Genomic DNA, 24,138 nt, shown 5'->3' with positions numbered 1-24,138 from the left:
GATGTGGATGCACTGGCGCCGTCGCTGGCTTGGCAGGATGTTTCGGGAGGGGGAGTTTGCCCCGCTCTTTGCCCGCCCTGCTGGCGACGAGTGGGTGGCGCTGGACTTCGAGACCACCAGCCTGGATCCGGCGCTGGCGGAGATCGTCTCCATCGGGGCGGTGCGCATCCGGGGCAACCGGATAGAGACGGGCGATGCCCTTGCCATCCGGGTCCAGGCTCCCGCCAGCCTGAGCGCCGGGTCCGTGGTGATCCACGGCCTGCGCCATCAGGATCTGCAACAGGGAATGGCACTGGAGCCCGCGCTGCGCGCGCTGCTGGAGTTCATCGGCCCCCGTGAGCTGGTGGGATATCACATCGCCTATGACCTGCGCATTCTCAACCTCGCCTGCCAACGGCTGTGGGGGCTCACCCTGCCCCAGCGCGGCATCGAGGTGAGCCGCCTCTATCACGATCACCTCTATCGCCGCTATCCCGATGCCGCCATCGATCTGCACCTGGCCGCGATCTGTCGCCATCTGGCGCTGCCAGCCCTGCCCCCCCACGACGCCCTGAGCGATGCCGTCACCGCCGCCCTTGTCTTTGTACGCCTGCATCAGGGCGGCCCCCTGGCTTATCCCAAAGTCTAATTGTTCGGAAATAACATTTAATTCACATTTTGCTTACATGGACAGCCGTGCTGTCCGGTAGGGAACCCCTCATCCACCGCTGACATTCACTGTCATGGAGAACTGCAATGGAACAGCAACCGTATCTTCGGATCCAGCAAGATCCCAACTTCCAGGCACTGGTCGCCAAACGCCAGCGTTTTGCCTGGACCCTCTCCATCCTGATGCTGGGGCTCTACCTGGCGTTCATCCTGCTCATCGCCTTTGCGCCGGGCTGGCTTGGCACCCCCTTGAGTGAAGGCTCCAGCATCACCCGTGGTATCCCGGTCGGGATTGGTCTCATCGTATCGGCCTTCGTGCTGACCGGTATCTACGTATTTCGTGCCAACGGCGAGTTCGACGAACTGAACCAGAAGATCCTCAAGGGAGCGCAATCATGAAAGGCAAGTTTCTGCTGCCGCTGGCAGGTCTGATCTCCACCCCTTTGCTGGCGGCCGACGCCATCAGCGGCGAGGTGCAACGCCAACCCCTCAATATCTCGGCCATCGTGATGTTCGTGATCTTCGTGGCCGCGACCCTGTTCATCACCTACTGGGCCTCCAAGCGCAACCGCTCGGCTTCCGACTACTACGCCGCCGGCGGGCGCATCACCGGCTTCCAGAACGGTCTGGCCATCGCCGGTGACTACATGTCCGCCGCCTCCTTCCTCGGCATCTCCGCCCTGGTCTATACCTCGGGCTACGACGGTCTCATCTACTCCATCGGCTTCCTGGTGGGCTGGCCCATCATCCTGTTCCTGATCGCGGAGCGGCTGCGCAACCTCGGCAAGTACACCTTTGCCGACGTGGCCTCCTACCGCCTCAAGCAGACCTCGGTGCGCAGCCTCTCCGCCAGCGGCTCCCTGGTGGTGGTCGCCCTCTACCTCATCGCCCAGATGGTCGGTGCCGGCAAGCTCATCGAGCTGCTGTTCGGCCTCCAATACCATGTGGCCGTGGTGCTGGTCGGCATCCTGATGGTGCTCTACGTGCTGTTCGGCGGCATGCTGGCCACCACCTGGGTACAGATCATCAAGGCGGTGATGCTGCTCTCCGGTGCCTCCTTCATGGCCATCATGGTGATGAAGTCCGTCAACTTCGACGTCGGTACCCTGTTCAGCGAAGCGGTCAAGGTGCATGCCAATGGTGCGGCCATCATGAGCCCGGGTGGCCTGGTCGCCGACCCCATCTCCGCCATCTCCCTTGGGCTGGCCCTGATGTTCGGTACCGCAGGTCTGCCCCACATCCTGATGCGCTTCTTTACCGTGAGCGATGCCAAGGAAGCCCGTAAATCGGTGTTCTATGCCACCGGCTTCATCGGCTACTTCTACATCCTCACCTTCATCATCGGCTTTGGCGCCATCCTGCTGGTCAGCACCAACCCGGACTTCAAGGACGCCACCGGCGCCCTGCTGGGGGGCACCAACATGGCGGCGGTCCATCTAGCCGACGCCGTGGGTGGCAGCCTGTTCCTGGGCTTCATCTCCGCCGTGGCGTTTGCCACCATACTGGCGGTCGTGGCCGGGCTGACCCTGGCGGGGGCCTCCGCGGTCTCTCACGACCTCTATGCCTGCGTCATCAAGGAAGGCAAGGCCAACGAGGCCGACGAGCTGCGCGTATCCAAGATGACCACCCTGGTACTGGGTGTGGTCGCCATCGGCCTTGGCATCCTGTTCGAGAAGCAGAACATCGCCTTCATGGTGGGCCTGGCGTTCTCCATCGCGGCGAGCTGCAACTTCCCGGTGCTCTTCCTCTCCATGTTCTGGTCCCGCCTGACCACCCGTGGCGCCGTCTATGGCGGCTGGCTCGGTCTCATCAGCGCCGTGACCCTGATGATCCTGGGCCCCACCGTCTGGGTGAAAGTACTGGGCCATGCCCAGGCGATCTTCCCCTACGAATACCCGGCGCTCTTCTCCATGGGGCTGGCCTTCATCGGGATCTGGTTCTTCTCGGTCACCGACAAGTCCCAGGCAGCCTCCGACGAGCATGCCAAGTTCTTCCCGCAGTTCGTCAGATCCCAGACCGGGCTCGGTGCCTCCGGCGCCTCCGCCCACTAAGTGGCATCCCACGCATCCAAGCCGGCCCAGTGCCGGCTTTTTTCATGACCGCCCCTCGCCTCGCCTCTGCAAGAGAGGCCGGAGCCCGTTGCCGGCCTGGTCGTGAAACCTTACCCCCTGCAATGGGGCCAGATCACAGTTCCTGCTAAAACTTTCGGGGGATCTGTGCCATAATGCGCGCCATTTGACAGACCAACCGGGACATTCCAGTGCTTTCAAGCAACAACATCACCATGCAGTTCGGCGCCAAGCCGCTGTTTGAGAACATCAGCGTCAAGTTTGGCGGCGGCAACCGCTACGGCCTCATCGGTGCCAACGGCTGTGGCAAGTCCACCTTCATGAAGATCCTCGGCGGCGATCTCGAACCCACCGGCGGCAATGTGAGCCTGGATGTCAACGAGCGCATCGGTAAGCTGCGCCAGGATCAGTTCGCCTACGAAGAGATGCGCGTGCTGGACGTGGTCATGATGGGCCACACCGAGCTGTGGGCCGCCATCGCCGAACGCGATGCCATCTACGCCAACCTGGAGGCCACCGACGACGACTACATGAAGGCCGCCGAGCTGGAAGGCCTGGTCGCCGAATATGATGGCTACACCGCCGAATCCCGCGCAGGCGAACTGCTGCTGGGTGCCGGTATTCCCATCGAGCAGCACAACGGCCCGATGAGCGAAGTGGCCCCGGGCTGGAAACTGCGGGTACTGCTGGCGCAGGCGCTCTTCTCCAACCCCGACATCCTGTTGCTGGACGAACCGACCAACAACCTGGACATCAACACCATTCGCTGGCTGGAGCAGGTGCTCAACGATCGTGAAAGCACCATGATCATCATCTCTCACGACCGTCACTTCCTGAACTCCGTCTGCACCCACATGGCGGATCTGGACTACGGCGAGCTGCGGGTCTACCCGGGCAACTACGACGAGTACATGCTGGCTGCCACCCAGGCCCGCGAGCGCCTGCTGGCCGACAACGCCAAGAAGAAGGCCCAGATCGCCGATCTGCAATCCTTCGTCTCCCGCTTCAGCGCCAACGCCTCCAAGTCCAGCCAGGCTACCTCCCGCCTCAAGCAGATCGACAAGATCAAGATTGAGGAAGTGAAGGTATCCAGCCGTCAGAACCCCTTCATCCGCTTCGAGCAGGACAAGAAGCTCTACCGCAACATCCTGGAAATCGAAGGCGTCTCCAAGGGTTATGGCGACGGTCCCCTGTTCAAGGGGCTCAACATGATGCTGGAAGTGGGCGAGAAGGTCGCCATCCTGGGTACCAACGGGATCGGTAAGTCCACCCTGATCAAGACGCTGGTCGGTGCCCTGGCACCGGATACCGGCACCATCAAGTGGTCCGAGAACGCCCAGATCGGCTACTACGCCCAGGATCACGCCGAAGATTTCGACACCGATCTCAATGTGTTCGACTGGATGGCCCAATGGAAGCAGGAGAACGAAGACGAGCAGGCGGTGCGCTCCGTGCTGGGTCGTCTGCTCTTCTCCCAGGACGACATCAAGAAGCCGGTCAAGGTGCTTTCCGGTGGTGAACAGGGCCGGATGCTGTTCGGCAAGCTGATGATGCAGCGCCCCAACATCCTGATCATGGATGAACCGACCAACCACCTGGACATGGAATCCATCGAATCCTTGAACCTGGCGCTGGAGATGTACAAGGGCACCCTGATCTTCGTCTCCCACGACCGCGAGTTCGTCTCCTCCCTGGCGACCCGCATCCTGGAGCTGACCGAAGACGGCATCCGCGACTTCGGCGGCACCTACGAGGATTACCTGCGCACCCAGGGTGTGGTGTAATCCCCCGCCTTCAAGCAAAGCGATCAGAACCGGCGCCTCGTGCGCCGGTTTTTTTTATGCCTCCTTAATCACGCCACAGCAAGAGAAGAATTGGGGATAGGGAGAGCAAGAGTACAGCGCGCTGTCATACACCTGTCCCGCTCATCCCCAGCCAGGATAGGCAGCACAAGCCCGTGCCTGGCCCTTCCCTCCTGCGCCCGCCCGCTCTGCCGGGCTGTCGATGGCACAAAAAAACGGCTCCATCATGGAGCCGTTTTCACACTTGGGGCCGTGAGGCTGACTTACTCGACAGTGGCTTCCACGTCGGTGAAGTATTCGATCTTGGCCGCCTTGCGCAGCTCGTCGATCAGCGACTTGTAGTCGGCCTGTGCCTTGCCCTGACCCAGCTGACCTTGCAGCAGGCTAACCATCTGGGACGGCTCCTTGATGACGTTGACCTTGTCCAGCGCCACCACCACACGATCACCGTTGGCTTCGGTCACCAGCTCGACGCTCGGCTTGCCATCGGTCGGATGGGGCATGCGGAACGCCTGGGTCACCAAGTTCTGGTCCATCTCCTGGGCGAAACGGGATACACCGGTATGGGTATCCACTTTCAGACCCAGCGCGGTCAGGTCGGCCTGAACGTTCTCACCGGCCTTGAGCTTGTCCAGCAGACCCTGGGCCTTGCCACGGGCCACTTCACTGGCCTTGTCGTGCTTGATGGCGGTGATCACCTGCTCTTTCACCTCGGCAAGCGGCTTGGCCGCCTTCGGCTGGTGACCCATGATGTGCAGCACCAGCGCCTTGCCGTCGGCCAGCTCGATCACGTCGGAGTTGGTGTTGTCATCGCGCAGCTGTTCGGAGAATGCCACGGAGAGCACCTTGGGATCATTGAGCGGTGCCGGCGCATCGGCCTGGCTGAAATAGCCGGTGGACTGCACCTGGAGGCCCATGGCTTCGGCGGTCAAGTCCAGGGAGTCCGGGTTCTCGAAGCTGCTGTCGGCCATCTTCTGCTGTTCGGCGAAGAACTGCTCCTTGGCCTTCTCAGACTGCAGACGGGCGATGGTATCGCTCATCACGTCCACGAAGGGCTTGGTCTTGGCCGGTTCGACTCCCAGCAGCTTGATGATGTGGAAGCCGAACGGGCTCTTCACCACGGCGGAGAGATCGCCGGCCTTGGCCAGCGCGAACGCGGCTTTCTCAAAGGCAGGATCCATCACCCCTTTCTCGAACCAGTCGAGCTCCCCGCCCTTCTTCGCGGAGAAGGTATCGGAGGAGTCGGCCTTGGCCAGCGCGGCGAAATCGTCACCTGCCTTGGCCTTGGCCAGCACGGCCTCGGCTTTCTGCTCGGCGGCCTTTTCATCCTTGCCAAACGGGATCAGGATGTGCGCCACCTGACGGCGCTCGGGACGCTGGAACAGATCCTGATGCTGGTCGTAGTAATCCTGGGCATCCTGCTCGGTGACCTTGATGTTCTTGCCAAGGTTCGCGGCATCGAGCAGCAGATAGTCGACCTTGACCGTCTCGTCGTTCATGAAACGAGCGCTGTTGGCCTTGTAGAACTGCTCCACCTCGGCATCGCTCACCTCGATCCCGTCCACATAGGCGGAAGCGGCCAGACGGATCAGGCGCAGGTCACGGGTCTGGTTGTAGAGGCGATCCAGTTGCTCGGCTTCACCCTTGAGGGCGAACTCCGATCCCAGCACGGCGCCCATCAATTGCTGGCGCACCATGTCCTGGCGCAGGGAGTCGCGGAACATCTCGGGGGTCATGCCGGCACGGCGAATGAGCTGCAGGTAGCGGTCATTGCTGAACTTGCCGTTCTCGGCAAACTCGGGCATGGCGACGATGGCCTGCTTGATCTGCTCATCGCTGACGCGCAGACCCAGGGAGCGAGCCTTGTCATCGATCAGCGCCTGATCGATCAGACGGTCCAGCACGCCACGGCGGAACTGTTTCATGTAATCGGGATTGGCGGCCAGCTGGTTGAAGGCCTCACCCATTTGGGATTCCATGCGGGCCCGCTCATTGCGGTAGGCATTCTCCAGTGCGGGGGCACTGATGTCATTGCCGTTGACGGTGGCGGGGGCGGTACGTGCCGGGCCATTGAGGTAGCTGCCTACGCCGGCCAAGGCAAAGGAGAGGATGATCAGGCCCAAGATAACCTTGGCTACCTTGCCCTGCGCCCCTTCGCGTAGTTTATCCAACATCATGTTTGTACTTATGCTCCCGAACTCGATGGGCGTAAATAATGAAAAGGCGCACCGATTGCGATGCGCCTTGGTCAAGCAGTATGAGGGAGAGCCCTCTCACTTGTCTGGTCAGAGACCAAGGACGGTGCCGATAGATATCAGCGACCGGCTTAGTTGACCGCGTCTTTCAGGGCCTTGCCGGCTTTGAAGGCAGGAACTTTACCGGCAGCGATTTCGATGGTCGCACCAGTTTGCGGGTTGCGGCCGGAACGGGCTGCACGCTCGCGAACGGCGAAAGTACCGAAACCAACCAGAGCAACCTGGTCACCCTCTTTCAGGGCTTCGCCCACGGCATCGATGAAGGCATCCAGCGCACGGCCAGCGGCAGCTTTGGAGATATCAGCACCGTCTGCAATCTTGTCAATCAGTTGAGATTTATTCACTCTTATATTCCCCTTTTATCGAACATCGCTGCGGCGCTGATTTCCCTGGCCACAACAAGTGGAGGTTTTATAACAAGCCTCCTGATCAGTTGCAAGTGACAATCTGGCGCAAACCCGCGCCACATCACGCATTGCGACTCATCATGAGTACCCGATCGGTGGTCAAGGCTACTTCCGTTGTCCGGTGCATGCAAGCCTTAACCACCCCCCGAATGCGCCAAATTTGCGGCGCATCAACATTTACACGACAGAAACGCGTTCGAAACCTTGCGGATTGTCCTGCAACGCCAGTGCAAGCACCTCATCAATCCAGCGAACCGGATAGATTTCAAGATCTTGTTTGACGTTGGCCGGGATCTCCTCGAGGTCACGTTCGTTCTCTTTCGGGATCAGCACACGCTTGATGCCACCACGGTGGGCCGCCAGCAGTTTCTCCTTGAGACCACCGATGGGCAGCACCTCGCCACGCAGGGTGATTTCACCCGTCATGGCCACGTCGGCACGCACCGGGTTGCCGGTGAGGCTGGAGACCAGGGCGGTACACATGGCGATACCGGCGCTCGGGCCGTCTTTCGGGGTCGCCCCTTCCGGCACGTGCACGTGGATGTCTCGCTTCTCGTAGAAGTCGCCGTTGATACGCAGCTTCTCGGCGCGGGCCCGCACCACTGTCATGGCCGCCTGGATGGACTCCTGCATCACGTCACCGAGGGAACCGGTGTAAGTGAGCTTGCCCTTGCCCGGCATGTTGGTGGTCTCGATGGTGAGCAGATCGCCCCCCACTTCGGTCCACGCCAGCCCGCACACCTGACCAATCTGGTTCTGGTCGGTGGCCTTGCCATAGTCAAAGCGCTGTACCCCCAGGAACTCCTTGAGGTTCTCCTGGTTGATCTGAACATGCTTGATGCTCTTGTCCAGCAGGATGCGTTTGACTGCCTTGCGACAGATTTTGGAGATTTCACGCTCCAGGCTGCGTACACCCGCCTCGCGGGTGTAGTAGCGAATCACCCCGATCAACGCCGAATCCTCGATGGTGATCTCGGAAGGCTTCAGGCCGTTGCGCTGGATCTGCTTGGCCACCAGGTGCTGCTTGGCAATGTTGAGCTTCTCGTCCTCGGTGTAACCGGACAGACGAATCACTTCCATCCGGTCCAGCAGCGGACCCGGGATGTTCATGGAGTTGGAGGTGGCCACGAACATCACGTCCGACAGGTCATAATCCACTTCCAGATAGTGATCGTTGAAGCTGCTGTTCTGCTCGGGATCCAGCACCTCCAGCAGGGCGGAAGCGGGATCGCCACGCATGTCCGAGCTCATCTTGTCGATTTCGTCGAGCAGGAACAGCGGGTTCTTCACGCCGACTTTCGCCATCTTCTGGATGAGCTTGCCGGGCATGGAGCCGATGTAGGTACGGCGGTGACCACGGATCTCCGCCTCGTCACGCACCCCACCCAGGGCCATGCGCACATACTTGCGGCCGGTTGCCTTGGCGATGGACTGGCCCAGGGAGGTCTTGCCCACCCCGGGAGGCCCGACCAGGCAGAGGATGGGGCCCTTGAGCTTGTTCACCCGCGCCTGCACCGCCAGGTATTCGAGGATGCGATCCTTGACCTTGTCCAGGCCATAGTGATCTGCATCCAGCACCTCCTGGGCCTTGCCCAGGTCTTTCTTGACCTTGGAGCGGGCCTTCCAGGGCACCTGCACCATCCAGTCCACATAGCTGCGCACCACTGTGGCTTCCGCCGACATGGGGGACATCATCTTGAGCTTGGCGAGCTCGGCCTGGGCCTTCTCGCGAGCATCCTCCGGCATCCCGGCCTCTTCAATCTTGCGATTGAGGGCTTCGAATTCATCCGGGCTGTCTTCCAGCTCACCCAGCTCTTTCTGGATGGCCTTCATCTGCTCGTTGAGGTAATACTCCCGCTGGCTCTTCTCCATCTGCTTCTTGACCCGGGAGCGGATGCGTTTCTCGACCTGCAACAGGTCGATCTCCGACTCCATCATGGCCATCAGAAACTCGATGCGCTCGGACACGGAGGCGATTTCCAGCACCTTCTGCTTGTCTTCGAGCTTGAGCGGCATGTGGGCAGCCATGGTATCGGCCAGGCGCGCCGCATCGTCGATCGCCGAAATCGAGGTGAGTACCTCGGGCGGGATCTTCTTGTTGAGCTTGATGTAACCTTCGAACTGGCCGATGGCAGAGCGCACCAGCACGTCCTGATCCTTCTCCTCGATGGGGGCGGACGCGATGTACTGGGCCTCCCCGACAAAGAAGTCGCGATCGTCGATCATCCGCTCAAGGCGGGCACGCTGGCCCCCCTCCACCAGCACCTTGACGGTGCCGTCCGGCAGCTTGAGCATCTGCAGAATATTGGCCACTGTCCCGACGGAGAAAATTTCCTCCACCGTCGGTTCGTCAGTCGACGCATCCTTCTGGGCCACCAGCAGGACTTTCTTGTCCTGCTCCATGGCCGCTTCCAGACAGCGAATGGATTTTTCCCGCCCCACAAAGAGTGGAATGACCATGTGGGGATAGACCACCACGTCACGAAGAGGCAGGACGGGAATCTCGATGCGTTCTGAACGCTCTAGGTTCATATATGTCCTCTCGGCTTGTTATACCGTTGGCAAAGGCTTGGCTGAGTATATGGGGGCGCAAAGATGAGATTCAATCGCCTTGGCCGTAAAAAGCATGAAAGGGGCAAAATGCCCCTTTATGTGATTAAAAATCAGACAGTTACTCTGAGGCTGCGGCCTGAGTCTCGGGATTGTCGTAGATCATCAGGGGCGCGGAGTCTCCCTTGATCACCGTCTCGTCGATCACCACCTTGCTGACCCCTTTCAGGGAGGGCAGGTCATACATGGTGTCAAGCAGCACGGCCTCGACAATGGAACGCAGACCCCGGGCACCGGTTTTGCGCTCCATGGCCTTGCGGGCAATGGCATTGAGCGCGTCATCACGAAACTCCAGCTCCACCTCTTCCAGGGCAAACAGCGCGGCATACTGCTTGGTCAGCGCGTTCTTTGGCTCTTTCAGGATCTGGATGAGGGCAGCCTCGTCAAGCTCGGTCAGGGTCGCGACCACCGGCAGACGACCGATGAACTCGGGGATGAGACCGTACTTGATGAGATCTTCCGGCTCCACCTTGGCAAAGTTCTCGCTCAGGGTGGCCTTGGCATTCTTGGATTTCACCTCGGCGCCAAAACCGATGCCGGTGCCCTTGACGGAACGCTGCTCGATCACCTTGTCCAGCCCCGCGAAGGCACCACCACAGATGAAGAGGATCTTGGAGGTATCGACCTGCAAAAACTCCTGCTGCGGGTGCTTGCGACCGCCCTGGGGCGGCACGGAGGCGATGGTGCCTTCGATCAGTTTCAGCAAGGCCTGCTGCACCCCTTCCCCGGAGACGTCGCGGGTGATGGAGGGGTTGTCCGACTTGCGGGAGATCTTGTCGATCTCGTCGATGTAGACGATGCCACGCTGGGCCTTCTCCACGTCGTAGTCGCACTTTTGCAGCAACTTCTGGATGATGTTCTCCACGTCCTCGCCCACGTAACCGGCTTCGGTCAGGGTGGTAGCATCGGCCATGGTGAAGGGCACATCCAGCAGACGAGCCAGGGTCTCGGCCAGCAGAGTCTTGCCGCTGCCGGTGGGGCCAATCAGCAGGATGTTGGATTTGCCCAGCTCCACGCCACCGGACTCGCTGCCGCTGCGAAGACGCTTGTAGTGGTTGTAGACAGCCACTGCCAGCACCTTCTTGGCGTACTCCTGACCGATCACGTAGTCGTCCAGATGGGCGCGGATTTCATGAGGGGTCGGCAGCTCGCTACCATCGCGCTTGGGAGAGATCTCGCGGATCTCCTCGCGGATGATGTCGTTGCACAGCTCGACACACTCATCACATACGTAGACGGAAGGGCCAGCGATCAGCTTGCGCACTTCATGCTGGCTTTTGCCGCAGAAAGAGCAATACAGCAGCTTGTCGCCCTCACCCTTGCGTTTCTCTGTCATTCAGCGACCTCGTTTTATCAATAGAGGATGGATCGTCCTGTTGAGTTTACAACAGGACGGGGTACCCTGCTCAGCCGCGCTGGCTCAGGATGCCGTCAACCAGACCATAGGCAACGGCCTGCTCGGCGGACATGAAGTTGTCACGGTCGGTGTCGCGCTCGATGGTGGCCATGTCCTGACCGGTATGGAACGCCAGACGATCGTTCAGGGTATTCTTGATTTTCAGGATCTCCTGGGCATGGATCTGGATGTCAGAAGCCTGCCCCTGGAAGCCGCCCAGCGGCTGGTGGATCATCACTCGGGCATTGGGCAGGCAGAAACGCTTGCCCTTGGCGCCACCGGCCAGCAGGAAGGCCCCCATGGAGCAGGCCTGCCCCATGCAGACGGTGCTCACGTCCGGCTTGATGAACTGCATGGTGTCATAGATGGACATACCCGCAGTGACGGCGCCACCCGGCGAATTGATGTAGATGCTGATGTCCTGATCCGGGTTCTCGGACTCCAGGAACAGCAGTTGGGCCACCACCAGGTTCGCCATGTGATCCTCGACCTGACCGGTCAGGAAGATCACCCGCTCTTTCAGCAGACGGGAATAGATGTCGTAGGAACGCTCCCCTTTCGCGGTTTGCTCTACCACCATCGGGATGAGCGCATTGCGTGGGGATTCAGTCACATCGTTATAGTTCTTGTACATAAGGCATTGTCCCTAAAATAAAATGGCCCGAGTGGAGATCACACGAGCCATTATACTTAACAGTTTTGACCTTAAGTCAAATGTTCTTAGGCAGCGGCACCGGACTTGTTGATCACTTCGTCGAAGGCAACTTCTTTCTCGGTGACTTGCGCCTTGGACAGGATCAGATCGATGGCTTGATCTTCAATGGCCAGGTTGCGCACGCCGTTCAGCATCTGCTCGTTCTGCTGATAGTACTCGATCACTTCTTTCGGATCTTCGTAGGCAGTGGCCATGGACTCGATGATGCTGGTCACACGGGCGTCGTCAGCCTTGATCTCGTTGGTGCGGATGACGTCACCCAGCAGCAGACCAACGCGGACACGGCGCTCGGCCTGGGCCTGGAACAGCTCGGCCGGCAGCTCGGGGGCGTTGCCGCCCTGGAAGCCACCGAAGCGCTGCAGAGCCTGCTGACGCAGGGTGTCGATTTCCTGGGTAACGGCAGCCTTCGGCAGATCGATCTGGTTGGCTTCAACCAGGCCGTTCAGTACCTGCTCTTTCACGCTGTTTTTCAGGGCCTGGGCCAGTTCGCGCTCCATGTTCTTGCGCACTTCTGCCTTCAGTTCTTCAACGCTGCCGCTCTCGATGCCGAAACGCTTGACGAACTCTTCGGTCAGCTCGGGCAGCACTTGCTCTTCAACCTTGTGCAGCTTGGAAGCAAATTTGGCAGCCTTACCCTTCAGGGCTTCGGCGTGGTAGTCAGCCGGGAAAGTCACCTCGATGGTGAACTCGTCGCCCGCTTTCTTACCCAGGATGGCGTCTTCGAAGCCCGGGATCATGCGGCCAGCGCCCAGTTCCAGGGTGAAGCCTTCAGCCTTGCCACCGTCGAACTCTTCACCGTCGATGGAACCGACGAAGTCCATGGTCACACGCATGCCGTTGGCGGCAGCCACAGCGGCTTCAGTCCAGGTGGCGTGCTGCTTGCGCAGGGTGTCGATCATGTTTTCCAGGTCGCTGTCCTTCACGGTGGCAACCGGCTTCTCGACCTTGATGCTCTCCAGACCGGCAACTTCGAACTCCGGATACACTTCGAAAGTGGCGGTGAATTCGAAATCCTGACCTTCTTTGATCTCTTTCGGATCCATGGTCGGGGCGCCAGCCGGGCTCAGTTTGTTCTCGATGATGGCCTTGATGAAGTTGTTCTGCATCATTTCATCGGCAACGCGGGCGTGAGCCATGGCACCGAACATCTTCTTGATGATGGCAACCGGAGCCTTGCCAGGACGGAAACCGTCGATGCGACGGGTTTTGGCCAGGCCATTCAATTCTTTGCGCACGGCGGCGTCAACGGTAGCGGCCGGTACAGTGATGGTAAGACGGCGTTCCAGACCCTGGGTTGTCTCTACAGAAACTTGCATTCTTTTACCTCGTTCAACTCAGCACTGCGTGCTGACCCTTTATTGCCCCCGGGCAAGCCCGGAGTCTTCCTGTTTATAAAGACAACGACTGTCTTTGTGATGAGAAAATATGACGCGACATTATAGCGGCGTGCAGTGGTCGCGTCGAGCCGCACATCCCCCATCCGGGGCACAGACAGCACAATTTGCGCAAGACTTTCTCCTATATGGGGAAGCCTTGCACCGAGTTCAAGCATTCCATCCGCAATAATTTGCACTGGCTCACTCTTTTTCACGGCGAACGGGCCATTTTGATCGCCATCCACCGCCAATCAGGCACAAAAATGGCGTGCTGCGACCCAAATTGTCCACCTTCTCGCCTGTGCCATTGCGTCCCCCGGCAGGGCTCGCTATGGTGACAACCAATTCACGTGCTGCTGGAGTCACCCACATGTCCTTTTTCCGCTTCTTGTTCAATCTGCTCTGGTTCGTGCTGGGAGGCGTCTTCATGGGGCTGGCCTGGTGGCTGGCGGGGCTGCTCTGCTTCATCTCCCTCATCGGGATCCCCTGGGGACGCGCCTGCTTCGTCATCGGCACTTTCACCTTCTTCCCGTTTGGCAAGCAGGCAGTGAGCCGCAAGAGCATGACGGGCCAGAGCGACATCGGCACCGGTGCCCTGGGGCTGATTGGCAACATTCTCTGGTTTGTGCTCATCGGGGTCTGGCTGGCCATCGGCCACATCGCCTCGGCGCTGGCCTGTTTCGTCACCATCGTCGGCATCCCGTTCGGCATCCAGCACCTCAAGCTGGCCCTCATCAGCCTGGCCCCCATCGGCCAGATGATAGTGACCAACCACGAGGCCGAATCGGGCCGCTACATCCGCTGACGGCCCATCTCAGGCTATCCTTGCGGGTGGAAAAAAGGGCAGACTAGGGTCTGCCCTTTTTCATTGCCCCATTCGAGGTCTTCCATGCTGCCCAGCCATTTTTTTGCCAACCTCGCCCGTATGCGCCTCATCTACCGCTGGCCCCTGATGCGCAACATCCAGCCCGAAAACATCGCCGAGCACAGCCTGCAGGTCGCCATGGTGGCCCACGCCCTCGGTCTTATCAGCAATCGCCTGTTCGGCGCTCAGGTGGATGCAGACCGGGCCGCCGTCATGGCCCTCTACCACGACAGCAGCGAGGTGCTGACCGGGGATCTGCCCACCCCGGTCAAGTACTTCAATCCCGAAATCGCCCGCGAATACAAGAAGATTGAGCTTGCCGCCGAGCAGCGCCTGCTCGGCATGTTGCCGCCTGAGCTGGTCGAGGACTTTCGCCCCCTGCTCGACTCCGGCGCCCAGGACGAGGCCCTCACCAGCCTGGTGAAGGATGCAGACACCCTCTGCGCCTACACCAAGTGTCTGGAGGAGCTGAGCGTCGGCAACCGGGAGTTCGAGCCCGCGCGAAAGCGCCTCGAGCAGATGCTGGACGCCAGGATGAACCCCGCCATGCGCTACTTCATCGATGTCTTCGTGGGGAGTTTTTCACTGCCTCTCGATGAGTTGAATGCCCATTGATGCCATCAACACGGCACCGGGCATCATCTCCTCCTGCGTATTACCCCGATAACCGCCACTTCGGGGGTTTCCCCACAAAAGAGTGACAATAAAAAGGGCCCCGCAGGGCCCTTTATCACATCCATGGGCATCAATGCCCCAGTTCCCGGGACGGCACCAGGCCGCTCGCCCGCCAGGCGGGATAGAGAGTCGCCACCAGGCTCATCAGGATGGCGGCGCCGGTCACGATGAGCAAGTCCTGCATGTGCAGCTCGGTCGGCAGGAAGTCGATGAAGTAGATGTCCGGATTGAGGAAACGGTGCCCGATCACCCCTTCAATGGCGCTCAGGATCTGGGTCAGCTTGCTGGAGAGCAGGCCGCCCAGCAGGGCGCCTAGCAAGGCTCCCGCCACCCCGTTCACCATCCCCTGGATGACGAAGGTAAGCCGGATCTGGCCCGGGCTCGCCCCCATGGTCTTCAAGATGGCGATCTCGCTGCGCTTCTCGTTCACCGCCATCACCAGAGTGGAGACGATGTTGAAGCAGGCCACCGCCACCACCATCAGCATCACCACGTACATCACGGTGCGCACCATCTGGATGTCCTGATAGAGATAACCCTGACGGCTCATCCAGCTACTGATATAGACGTAGTGCGGAAATTTCTGGGCAGCCGCCACCGTGATGGACTGGGCCTTGAGCACGTCGCTCACCTTGAGGCTGAACCCTTCCACCGCGCTGCCCATGCCGGTGATGGCCTGGGCGTCCGCCAGGTGCATGAAGCCGAGCAGGCCGTCGAGCTGGCCACCGATCTCGAGCAGCCCTACCACGGTGAGCGCCTCCCGTTTCGGGTTCTTGATGCCGGCGGCATCACCCGCCTGGGGCAGCAGCAGGGTGACGGTGTCCCCTGTCTTGACCCCCAGCTTGTCGGCGATGATCTTGCCGAGGATGACTCCGTGTTCACCCGCCTGCAGCTCGCGAAGGCCCCGACCCGTCATGAAGTTGCCCGCATCGGAGAGATTGGCTTCCAGCTCCGGCAGCACCGCACGCAGCTGGACCCCCTTGAGGGCGGAGCCGTGCTCCAGCAGGCCGTCCAGGCGAATGACGGGCGCAGCCGCCTCCACCCCGGGCTGGGCCAGCAGGTAGTCCCTGAGCCTCGGCCAGTCAGGCAGCGGCGCTTCCATGCCGATGAGCTCGCCGTGGGGGACCACGGAGAGCACCCGGTTCTTGAGCTCCCGCTCGAACCCGTTCATGGCGGAGAGGCCAAGAATGAGGGCCATCACCCCGAGGGCGATGCCGATGAGGGAGGAGGCCGAAATGAAGGCGATGAAGCCGTTGCGGCGGCGGGAGCGACTGTAACGCAGGCCCAGGAACAGGGGCAGCGGCTTGAACATCAGGCGACCTCCGCCATGATGCCGCTCACCAGGGTGACCCGGCGGTGGAGCTTGGCGGCCAGGCTCAAGTCATGGGTCACCACCACGAACGCGGTGCCAAGCTCGCGATTGAGCTCGCACAAGAGCTCATAGACGGCGGTGGCGCTGGCGTGATCCAGGTTGCCGGTGGGCTCGTCCGCCAGCACCAGGCTGGGTTCGTTGACCAGGGCACGGGCGATGGCCACCCGCTGGCGCTCGCCACCGGAGAGCTCGGACGGTCTGTGGTTGAGACGGTGGGAGAGCCCCACCCGCCCCAGCATCTTGCTCGCCTTCTCGGTGGCGCTGGCCACCGACTCACCGGCGATCAGCAGCGGCATGGCCGCATTTTCCAGCGCGCTGAATTCCGAGAGCAGGTGGTGGAACTGGTAAACGAAGCCCAGCTCCTGGTTGCGAAACCTCGCCTGGGTGCGGCTGTCCCAGCCATGGATGTCCTGCCCCTTGAACAGCACGGCGCCGCTGGAAGGGTTGTCCAGCGCCCCCATCAGGTGCAGCAGGGTGGTCTTGCCGGAGCCCGAGCTCCCCACCACCGCCAGCATCTCCCCGGGGGCGACGTCCAGCTCGATCCCCTTGAGTACCTGGGTCTCCAGATTGCCCTCTTTGTAGACATGATTGAGGGCCTGGCAGCGCAGCAGCGGCTCGCAGGAGACGGATTGATTCATAACGGGGGCTCCACTTGCACCAGTAACAACAGAAGATGAATTATTCATAACGCAGCGCCTCCGCCGGTTTGACCCGGGCCGCGCGGGAGGCCGGGTAAAGGGTGGCACTGAAACTCAGCAGCACGGCACCCAGCAAAATGGTCATGACCTGGGCCGGCTCGACGATGACCGGCAGACCGCTGCCCCCCGCCGCCATATAGAGGTTGAGCCCAAGGGCGTTCAGCAGAGGATTGAGGCCGAAGCAGAGCGCCAGCCCCGCCAGCCCCCCGAACAGGGCGCCGATGACGCCGCTCGACGCCCCCAGCACCATGAAGATCTTGACGATGCCGGATTCGCTCATGCCCATGGTACGCAGGATGGCCACCTCCCCTTCCTTGTCGGTGACCACCATCACCAGGGCGGAGAGGATGTTGAAGGTGGCGACCGCGATGATCAGCACCAGCATCAGCCCCATCATCCGTTTTTCCATGGCCACCGCCTGGAACAGCTCGCCGCGCTCGCGGCGCCAGTCCTGCCACTCCAGCCCGTCCGGCAACGCGGTCTTCACCACCTCGTCGGCGGCGAAGGGATCGTCCAGCCAGAGGCGGATGCCACCCACCTTGTCTGCGGGCAGGCGCAGCATGCGCTGGGCATCCCCGAGGGCAATCAGGGCCACCTGGCTGTCCACGTCGGCGCCGACCCCGAAGATGCCGGAGACGGTGAAAAGACGCTGGGCCGGCACCCGGCCAAAGGGGGTAAAGCGGGTACCTTCGGTCAGGATGAGACGCACCTGGTCGCCGATAGAGACCTTGAGGCGGCTGGCCACCCCCTGCCCCAGCACGATGTGGTATTCACCGGCCTGCAGGCTGTCAAGGCGCCCTCCCAGCATCTGGGCGTGCAGGATGTCATTCTTGGGCCAGCGGGCGGGATCGATCCCCTGCACGCTCACGCCGGTGAGCTGGCCCGGGCTTTGCAGCATGCCTTCGCTGTCGAGCATGGGGGCCGTGGCCACCACGTGGGGCAAGCGGGCCAGGTCGGGCAGACCTTCGGGCTCGGCCTCGATGCGTCCGGCCTGATTGGTCACCACCACATGGGGGATCACCCCGAGGATGCGCCCCTTGAGCTGGCCTTCGAACCCGTTCATCACCGAGATCACCACCATCAGGGCGGCGACCCCGATGGCGATGCCAAAGGTGGAGAACAGGGAGATAAAGGAGACGAAGCGGTTACTGCGTCGCGAGCCTGCATAACGCAGGCCGATGGCCAGCGACAGTGGCTGAAAAAGTCCGGTCTTCAAGGATATCTACGTTGCCAACGAAATAAGATACCGGATAATAAAGGGAAACCGTCTATGACAACAAGGGATAGCCTCCATGCAGGAACAGTTCTTCAGCGTCACCCATGCCACGCCGGTCAATGTGATCCCCATGCCGGCCGACTTTCGTCTGCCGACGCTGGAGGCCCTGGAGGCCGAGTTGCCCGAGCCGTTTCGCATCGCCTCCGCCATCACCTCCATCGATCTGGTGAGCAGCCGGTTGCTGCGCAGCCAGAACGAGTCCATGCACGATCTGGTGGAGATCATCAATCAGCAGTCCCGCAAGATCGACATGATCATGGGCTATGTGCTGGCGGCCCAGGATCACCCCGAGCACCGCTTCCACACCCTGCGCTTTGGCGCCGGGCAGCTCACCTACCTGCACCCCCACCAGGGGCACGGGGAGGCCCCCGCCCTGCACCAGATCGTGCGACTCAAGATCTTCCTGCGGGAAGAGGCCTCCGCCGTCTACTGCTACGGCGAGGTCGTGCAGCGGGACGCCGGAGAGCATGGCACCCACGTGGTGCTCGACTACGTGCGCATCCGCGAGGATGACCGGGAGCTGCTGGTGCGCGCCAGCCTGCATGTGCAGTCGAAACAGCTCAAGCTGCGTGCCCAGGAACGTCAGCGCTAACCCAGGTCCATGTCAAAAGAACGCCAACAGTAAAAGACTCCGATGATGCCAATGACCCTCCCCGCCTTGCCCGCCAAAGCGGGCCAGAAGACAACGTTCGGCCAGCTGGTCGGCAGCAGCCTGGCTCTGGTTGCCGCCCGCCTCACCCGGGAAGCCCGAAGACCCGTCCTGCTGGTCACCGCCGATACCCCGAGCGCCCTGCGCCTTGAACAGGAACTGGGGTTCCTGCTGGCGGATCAGGATTGCCCGGTGCTGCTGTTCCCGGACTGGGAGACCCTGCCCTACGACAGCTTCTCTCCCCACCAGGACATCATCTCCCAGCGCCTCGAGACCCTCTACCAGTTGCCGCAGATGCGCCACGGCGTGCTCATCGTGCCCATCTCCACCCTGATGCTGCGCACGGCGCCCCAGGCTTATCTCGACAAATACAGCCTGATGGTCACAAGCGGCCAGCGCCTCAACCTGCAGCAGCTGCGCGGGCGTCTGGCGCAGGCGGGCTACGTGGCGGTGGAACAGGTGCTGGAGCATGGCGAATTCGCCGCCCGCGGCTCCCTGCTGGATCTCTTCCCCATGGGGAGCAGCCGCCCCTATCGCATTGATTTTTTCGACGACGAGGTGGACTCCATCCGCCCGTTCGACCCCGAGACCCAGCGCTCCAGCGAGCCGGTGAAGTCGGTGAGCCTCCTGCCCGCCCGGGAATTTCCCACCGACGAGGGGGCCATCGAGCTGTTTCGTGGCCAGTATCGCGAACAGTTCGAGATCTCCCGGGCCGAGGGCTCCGTCTATCAGGAGGTGAGCAAGGGGCGCTGGCCCGCCGGCATCGAATACTACCTGCCGCTCTTCTTCAACCAGACCGCCAGCCTGTTTGACTACCTGCCCGAAAACACCCTGCTGCTCACCGTGGGGGAGATCTACCCCGCGGCCCAGCGTTTCTGGAACGACATCGGCCAGCGCTATGAAGACAGACGCTGGGACAACACCCGTCCCCTGCTGCCGCCCCAGCAGATCTATCTGCCGGTGGAGCAGCTCTTCGCCGCCCTCGGGGACTATGGCGCCGTGCGTCTGCAGGAGGCGACCGTTGACGGCGGAGCGGGTCAGCAGGATCTGCCCCTCGCCCCCCTGCCGGATCTGCAGCTCGACCACAGCAAGGAGCAGCCCCTGCTGGCCCTTGACGGCTTCCTGCAAGGCTTTGCCGGGCGCACCCTGTTTGCGGTGGAGTCCGAGGGGCGGCGCGAGGGGCTCGGGGATCTGCTTGCACGGATCAACCTGCAACCCCGGGAGTTTGCCTCCCTCGACGCCTTCCTCTCGAGCGATGCGCGCCACGGGCTGCTGGTCTGTCCCCTGGAGCGGGGCTTCCTGCTGCAAGAGCCCGGCCAGATGCCCCTTGCACTCATCACCGAGGCCGAGCTGCTCGGCGGCAAGATCCGCAGCAAGCGCCAGCGGGACAAGAGCAAGAACCTGAGCTCGGATGCGGTGATCCGAAACCTGGGCGAGCTGACCCAGGGCCAGCCGGTGGTGCACCTGGATCACGGGGTCGGTCGCTACCTGGGGCTCGAGACCATCGATGCCGGCGGCCTGCCCACCGAGTTTCTGACCCTGGAATACGCCGGCGGCGACAAGCTGTTCGTGCCGGTCACCAGTTTGCACCTGATCAGCCGCTACACCGGCTCCGACAACCCGCCCAGCCACAAGCTCGGCGGCGAGGCCTGGGTCAAGGCGCGGCGCAAGGCGGCCGAGAAGGTGCGGGACGTGGCGGCCGAGCTGCTGGATGTCTATGCCATGCGGGCAGCCCGTCACGGCTTTGCCTTCAAACACGACCGGGAGGCCTACCGCCAGTTTGCCGCGAGCTTCCCCTTCGAGGAGACCGAGGATCAGCTCAATGCCATCAACGCCGTGCTCGGCGACATGTGCCAGGCCAAGAGCATGGATCGGCTGGTGTGCGGCGACGTGGGCTTTGGCAAGACAGAAGTGGCGATGCGGGCGGCGTTTGTGGCCGTGCACGGCGGCAAGCAGGTGGCCGTGCTGGTGCCCACCACCCTGCTCGCCCAGCAGCACTACGACAACTTCCGCGACCGATTCGCCAACTGGCCGGTGCGGGTGGAGGTGCTGAGCCGCTTCCGCTCCGCCAAGGAGCAGAGCGCCGTGATGAAGGAGATGGCCGAGGGCAAGGTGGACATCATCATCGGCACCCACAAGCTGCTCGGCGCCGAGCTCACCTTCAAGGATCTGGGGCTGCTCATCGTCGACGAGGAGCACCGCTTCGGGGTGCGCCAGAAGGAGAAGATCAAGGCGCTGCGCGCCGACGTGGATATCCTCACCCTCACCGCGACCCCCATTCCCCGCACCCTCAACATGGCCATGTCCGGCATGCGGGATCTCTCCATCATCGCCACCCCGCCCGCCAAGCGGCTCGCCATCAAGACCTTCGTGCGCCAGCACGAACCTGCGGTGGTGCGCGAGGCGGTACTGCGGGAATTGAAGCGTGGCGGCCAGGTCTACTACCTGCACAACGACGTGGAGAGCATCGAGAAGTGCGCCGCCGATCTTGCCGAGCTGGTGCCGGAGGCGCGCATCGGCATCGCCCACGGCCAGATGCGCGAGCGGGAGCTCGAGCGGGTGATGTCGGACTTCTACCACCAGCGCTTCAACCTGCTGGTCTGCACCACCATCATCGAGACCGGCATCGACGTGCCGAGCGCCAACACCATCATCATGGACCGGGCGGATCATCTTGGTCTCGCCCAGCTGCACCAGCTGCGGGGCCGGGTCGGGCGCTCCCACCACCAGGCCTATGCCTACCTGCTCACCCCCCATCCCAAGCTGATGACCAAGGATGCGGCCAAGCGGCTGGAGGCCATCGCGTCCCTCGAAGATCTCGGTGCCGGCTTTGCGCTCGCCACCCACGATCTGGAGATCCGGGGCGCGGGCGAGCTGCTCGGCGACGATCAGAGCGGCCAGATTGAATCGGTGGGCTTCACCCTCTACATGGAGATGCTGGAGCAGGCGGTGGAGGCGCTCAAACATGGCAAGGAGCCGTCGCTGGAGCAGCTCATGAGCCAGCACACCGAGGTAGAGCTGCGCCTGCCCGCCTTGCTCCCGGACGACTACATCCCGGACGTCAACATGCGCCTCTCCATGTACAAGCGCATCGCCAGTGCGGCGGACGAGCAGGAGCTGCGGGAGCTCAAAGTGGAGCTCATCGATCGCTTCGGCCTCTTGCCGGAGCCGACCAAGACGCTGATGGAGCTGGCCGCCTTCCGCCAGCGCGCCACGGCGCTGGGCATTCGCCGGGTGGAGATGAGCGAGCGCGGCGGCTATCTGGACTTTACCCAGGAAACCAAGGTCAACCCGGCCTATCTGGTCAAGCTGCTCTCGGAGCAGCCGCGCATCTACAAGATGGACGGGCCGACCCGGCTGCGCTTCCAGGTACCGACCCAGGACAGGGCCATGCGCCTCAAACTGGTGGACGGCCTGCTGGCGGATCTCGCCCGCCATGCCACCCCCTGAGGGGAAGCATGACGTCAGCAGGGCGCGACCTGCCGCCTATAACAACGGGAGCCCCAGGGCTCCCGTTTCGTTGCTGGCAAGGGGCGGCATCTCGCCCCCGGCCCGCTTTCTTGCCTCCCGATGCCTCGGTTCGCCCTCCTGGCAGCACCATTTTGCCGCCGCATCCATCTGTTGATACGATGCATTGAGTCATAATCCATCTTAAAAACAGATGGATGTGGGGATGATCGTGGGCAAAAAACGGGTTCAACGCGCCTCGATAGCCCCGCAGATGGCCCGTGCCGTATTTATCCCGCCCACGTATCCAGACCAGATATCCAGGCCAGGCATCCCGGCAAGGGGCCACCAGCCATTGCACCGCGACAACCGAGGCGCCGCGTCAGTCCGTCAGCCCGTCAGCCCGTCAGCCCGTCAGCCCGTCAGCCCGTCAGCCCGTCAGCATATCAACCTGATTCAGCCCGCCTGCACGCCAATAAAAACGGGAGCCTTGACGGCTCCCGTGACGAAGGGATGCTGGCTCGGGCTCAGCCCTGGTTGGCCGGATCCTCGTGGGCGGAGAACTCCCGCATGAAGGCCTCGGCCCGCTCCACCATCCTGGTGGACCCGACGAAGTAGGGGGTGCGCTGGTGCAGAGCGGTAGGCTGGATGTCCATGATGCGGCCAAAGCCATCGGACGCCTTGCCACCGGCCTGCTCCACCAGGAAGGCCATGGGGTTGCACTCATAGAGCAGGCGCAGCTTGCCGTTCGGAGAGTTGGTGCCGGACGGGTAGATGTAGATGCCCCCCTTGAGCAGGTTGCGGTGGAAATCCGACACCAGGGAACCGATGTAGCGGGAGGTATAGGGCCTGTGAGTCGCCTCGTCACGCTCCTGGCAGTATTTCAGGTACTTCTTCACCCCGTCCGGGAACTTGATGTAGTTGCCCTCGTTGATGGAGTAGATCTTGCCCTCCTCCGGAATGCGGATGTTCTCGTGGGAGAGGCAGAAGCAGCCGATGGAGGGGTCATAGGTGAAGCCGTTGACCCCAAAGCCGGTGGTGTAGACCAGCATGGTGGAGGAGCCGTAGACCACGTAGCCCGCCGCGACCTGACGGTGACCCGGCTGCAGGAAGTCCTCCAGAGTGACCCCGGCGCCCGGTTTGCTGACCCGGCGGTAGATGGAGAAGATGGTCCCGACCGAGACGTTGACGTCGATGTTGGAGGAGCCGTCGAGGGGGTCTATCAGCACCACGTACTTGGAGTGACGAGAGAGCTCGGAATCGAAGGAGACGAAGTCCTCCTCCTCCTCAGAGGCCATGCCGCACACCTCGCCACGGGCCTCCAGCGCCGCCTTGAAGCGCTCGTTGGCATAGACGTCCAGCTTCTGCTGCACCTCGCCCTGCACGTTTTCGGCGCCGATGGAACCGATGATGTCCGCCAGACCCGCCTTGTTGATCTCCCGGTTCACCACCTTGGCGGCCAGGCGGATGGAGCTGAGCAAGGAGGTCAGCTCGCCGGTCGCGGTCGGGTAGTCCGCCTGCTTTTTGACGATGAACTCGCCCATGGTGATCATGTTTCGCATTCTTGTTCCTTTAAGATCGTTTCCGTTGGCCGTTGAAAACGTTTGCAAGTGTCGGCAAAAAAAGTGCCGATCCCCGGCAGCGTTGTTTTGTAACCCAATGTAACGCCTGTTTTTTGTTTTTGCAGCGAATTAAGCCGTTCTTTAAATCGCCAGAAAGCCGCGCCACCACGGGCTTTCGCCGTGAAAAAAGGGTGCCATCCGGCATCTTTTGGGGGGTTAATTCGTGACAAGAATTCATCCGGGCCGACGCGGCTGCCCGCCTTGCTCCCCCTGGCGCCCGGCAATGTTGCGCCAGAGGCGCCCCTCTTGAGATCTG

The 24,138-nt window shown here is 61.8% G+C and carries 19 protein-coding genes; 8 read left to right on the top strand and 11 right to left on the bottom strand.

Features of this window, described 5'->3' with window-relative positions; translation table 11 throughout:
- Position 1 precedes the first annotated feature (1 nt).
- The 4 genes from AB5Y47_RS08360 to AB5Y47_RS08345 all read left to right on the top strand — a co-directional run bounded on the left by AB5Y47_RS08360 (position 2) and on the right by AB5Y47_RS08345 (position 4,501).
- Positions 2-628, top strand: a complete 627-nt coding sequence (locus tag AB5Y47_RS08360; protein ID WP_128297282.1) for a 3'-5' exonuclease — start codon at positions 2-4, stop codon at positions 626-628.
- A 107-nt stretch (positions 629-735) separates the two neighbouring features.
- A complete protein-coding gene (locus AB5Y47_RS08355; RefSeq protein WP_039039049.1) occupies positions 736-1,047 on the top strand; it encodes a DUF485 domain-containing protein in 312 nt (103 codons plus the stop codon).
- Positions 1,044-2,699, top strand: a complete 1,656-nt coding sequence (locus AB5Y47_RS08350; RefSeq protein WP_010674577.1) for a cation acetate symporter — start codon at positions 1,044-1,046, stop codon at positions 2,697-2,699. Before AB5Y47_RS08355 ends, AB5Y47_RS08350 begins: the two co-directional genes overlap by 4 nt.
- A gap of 209 nt (positions 2,700-2,908) precedes the next feature.
- Complete coding sequence (locus tag AB5Y47_RS08345; RefSeq protein ID WP_010674576.1) at positions 2,909-4,501, top strand: ABC-F family ATPase; 1,593 nt, start codon at positions 2,909-2,911, stop codon at positions 4,499-4,501.
- Between the two features lie 281 nt (positions 4,502-4,782).
- Here the strand turns inward: AB5Y47_RS08345 and ppiD are convergent, their stop codons facing one another.
- From ppiD to tig, 6 genes are all read right to left on the bottom strand, one after another.
- Entirely contained in the window at positions 4,783-6,696 is a 1,914-nt protein-coding gene (gene ppiD, locus AB5Y47_RS08340) for a peptidylprolyl isomerase (RefSeq protein WP_042016078.1), read from the bottom strand.
- Between the two features lie 149 nt (positions 6,697-6,845).
- A complete protein-coding gene (gene hupB / locus AB5Y47_RS08335) occupies positions 6,846-7,118 on the bottom strand; it encodes a nucleoid-associated protein HU-beta (protein ID WP_005315375.1) in 273 nt (90 codons plus the stop codon).
- A gap of 240 nt (positions 7,119-7,358) precedes the next feature.
- The gene (lon, locus tag AB5Y47_RS08330) at positions 7,359-9,713 is read right to left on the bottom strand and encodes an endopeptidase La (RefSeq protein WP_221436949.1); all 2,355 of its coding nucleotides are present in this window, start codon (positions 9,711-9,713) and stop codon (positions 7,359-7,361) included.
- A gap of 139 nt (positions 9,714-9,852) precedes the next feature.
- On the bottom strand, positions 9,853-11,127 hold the full coding sequence (gene clpX, locus AB5Y47_RS08325) for an ATP-dependent protease ATP-binding subunit ClpX (protein WP_010674573.1): 1,275 nt from the start codon (positions 11,125-11,127) through the stop codon (positions 9,853-9,855).
- Positions 11,128-11,197: 70 nt separating this feature from the next.
- On the bottom strand, positions 11,198-11,821 hold the full coding sequence (clpP, locus tag AB5Y47_RS08320) for an ATP-dependent Clp endopeptidase proteolytic subunit ClpP (protein WP_005324106.1): 624 nt from the start codon (positions 11,819-11,821) through the stop codon (positions 11,198-11,200).
- A gap of 86 nt (positions 11,822-11,907) precedes the next feature.
- A complete protein-coding gene (gene tig / locus AB5Y47_RS08315) occupies positions 11,908-13,218 on the bottom strand; it encodes a trigger factor (protein ID WP_319896655.1) in 1,311 nt (436 codons plus the stop codon).
- 430 nt (positions 13,219-13,648) lie between these two features.
- Between tig and AB5Y47_RS08310 the strand changes: the two genes are divergently transcribed.
- Together AB5Y47_RS08310 and yfbR are read left to right on the top strand one after the other, a co-directional pair.
- The gene (locus tag AB5Y47_RS08310; RefSeq protein WP_042016081.1) at positions 13,649-14,083 is read left to right on the top strand and encodes a YccF domain-containing protein; all 435 of its coding nucleotides are present in this window, start codon (positions 13,649-13,651) and stop codon (positions 14,081-14,083) included.
- 84 nt (positions 14,084-14,167) lie between these two features.
- A complete protein-coding gene (gene yfbR, locus AB5Y47_RS08305; protein WP_010674569.1) occupies positions 14,168-14,758 on the top strand; it encodes a 5'-deoxynucleotidase in 591 nt (196 codons plus the stop codon).
- 130 nt (positions 14,759-14,888) lie between these two features.
- On the opposite strand, the gene lolE is transcribed toward yfbR, so the two are convergent.
- The 3 genes from lolE to AB5Y47_RS08290 are packed head-to-tail and all read right to left on the bottom strand — an operon-like array spanning position 14,889 to position 18,104.
- Positions 14,889-16,130, bottom strand: coding sequence for a lipoprotein-releasing ABC transporter permease subunit LolE (gene lolE / locus AB5Y47_RS08300; RefSeq protein ID WP_039039045.1), 1,242 nt, complete (start codon positions 16,128-16,130; stop codon positions 14,889-14,891).
- A complete protein-coding gene (gene lolD / locus AB5Y47_RS08295) occupies positions 16,130-16,828 on the bottom strand; it encodes a lipoprotein-releasing ABC transporter ATP-binding protein LolD (protein WP_010674567.1) in 699 nt (232 codons plus the stop codon). The genes lolE and lolD overlap by 1 nt, the downstream gene beginning before the upstream one ends.
- A 40-nt stretch (positions 16,829-16,868) precedes the next feature.
- Positions 16,869-18,104: a lipoprotein-releasing ABC transporter permease subunit gene (locus AB5Y47_RS08290; RefSeq protein ID WP_124244105.1), complete on the bottom strand. Its 1,236-nt coding sequence runs from the start codon at positions 18,102-18,104 to the stop codon at positions 16,869-16,871.
- A 76-nt stretch (positions 18,105-18,180) separates the two neighbouring features.
- Between AB5Y47_RS08290 and AB5Y47_RS08285 the strand changes: the two genes are divergently transcribed.
- On the top strand, positions 18,181-18,756 hold the full coding sequence (locus AB5Y47_RS08285; protein WP_042863798.1) for a PilZ domain-containing protein: 576 nt from the start codon (positions 18,181-18,183) through the stop codon (positions 18,754-18,756).
- 42 nt (positions 18,757-18,798) lie between these two features.
- The gene (mfd, locus tag AB5Y47_RS08280) at positions 18,799-22,263 is read left to right on the top strand and encodes a transcription-repair coupling factor (protein WP_368220125.1); all 3,465 of its coding nucleotides are present in this window, start codon (positions 18,799-18,801) and stop codon (positions 22,261-22,263) included.
- A 524-nt stretch (positions 22,264-22,787) separates the two neighbouring features.
- Here mfd and fbp read toward each other — a convergent pair.
- Both fbp and AB5Y47_RS08270 read right to left on the bottom strand, forming a co-directional pair.
- Positions 22,788-23,822, bottom strand: coding sequence for a class 1 fructose-bisphosphatase (fbp, locus tag AB5Y47_RS08275; protein WP_029314452.1), 1,035 nt, complete (start codon positions 23,820-23,822; stop codon positions 22,788-22,790).
- On the bottom strand, positions 23,810-24,052 hold the full coding sequence (locus AB5Y47_RS08270) for a hypothetical protein (protein WP_158656287.1): 243 nt from the start codon (positions 24,050-24,052) through the stop codon (positions 23,810-23,812). The genes fbp and AB5Y47_RS08270 overlap by 13 nt, the downstream gene beginning before the upstream one ends.
- Positions 24,053-24,138 lie beyond the last annotated feature (86 nt).

This window comes from Aeromonas sp. R7-2, assembly GCF_040908105.1.
GTDB classification, from domain to species: domain Bacteria; phylum Pseudomonadota; class Gammaproteobacteria; order Enterobacterales; family Aeromonadaceae; genus Aeromonas; species Aeromonas caviae.
This window is presented reverse-complemented; position numbering and strand designations above follow the sequence as displayed.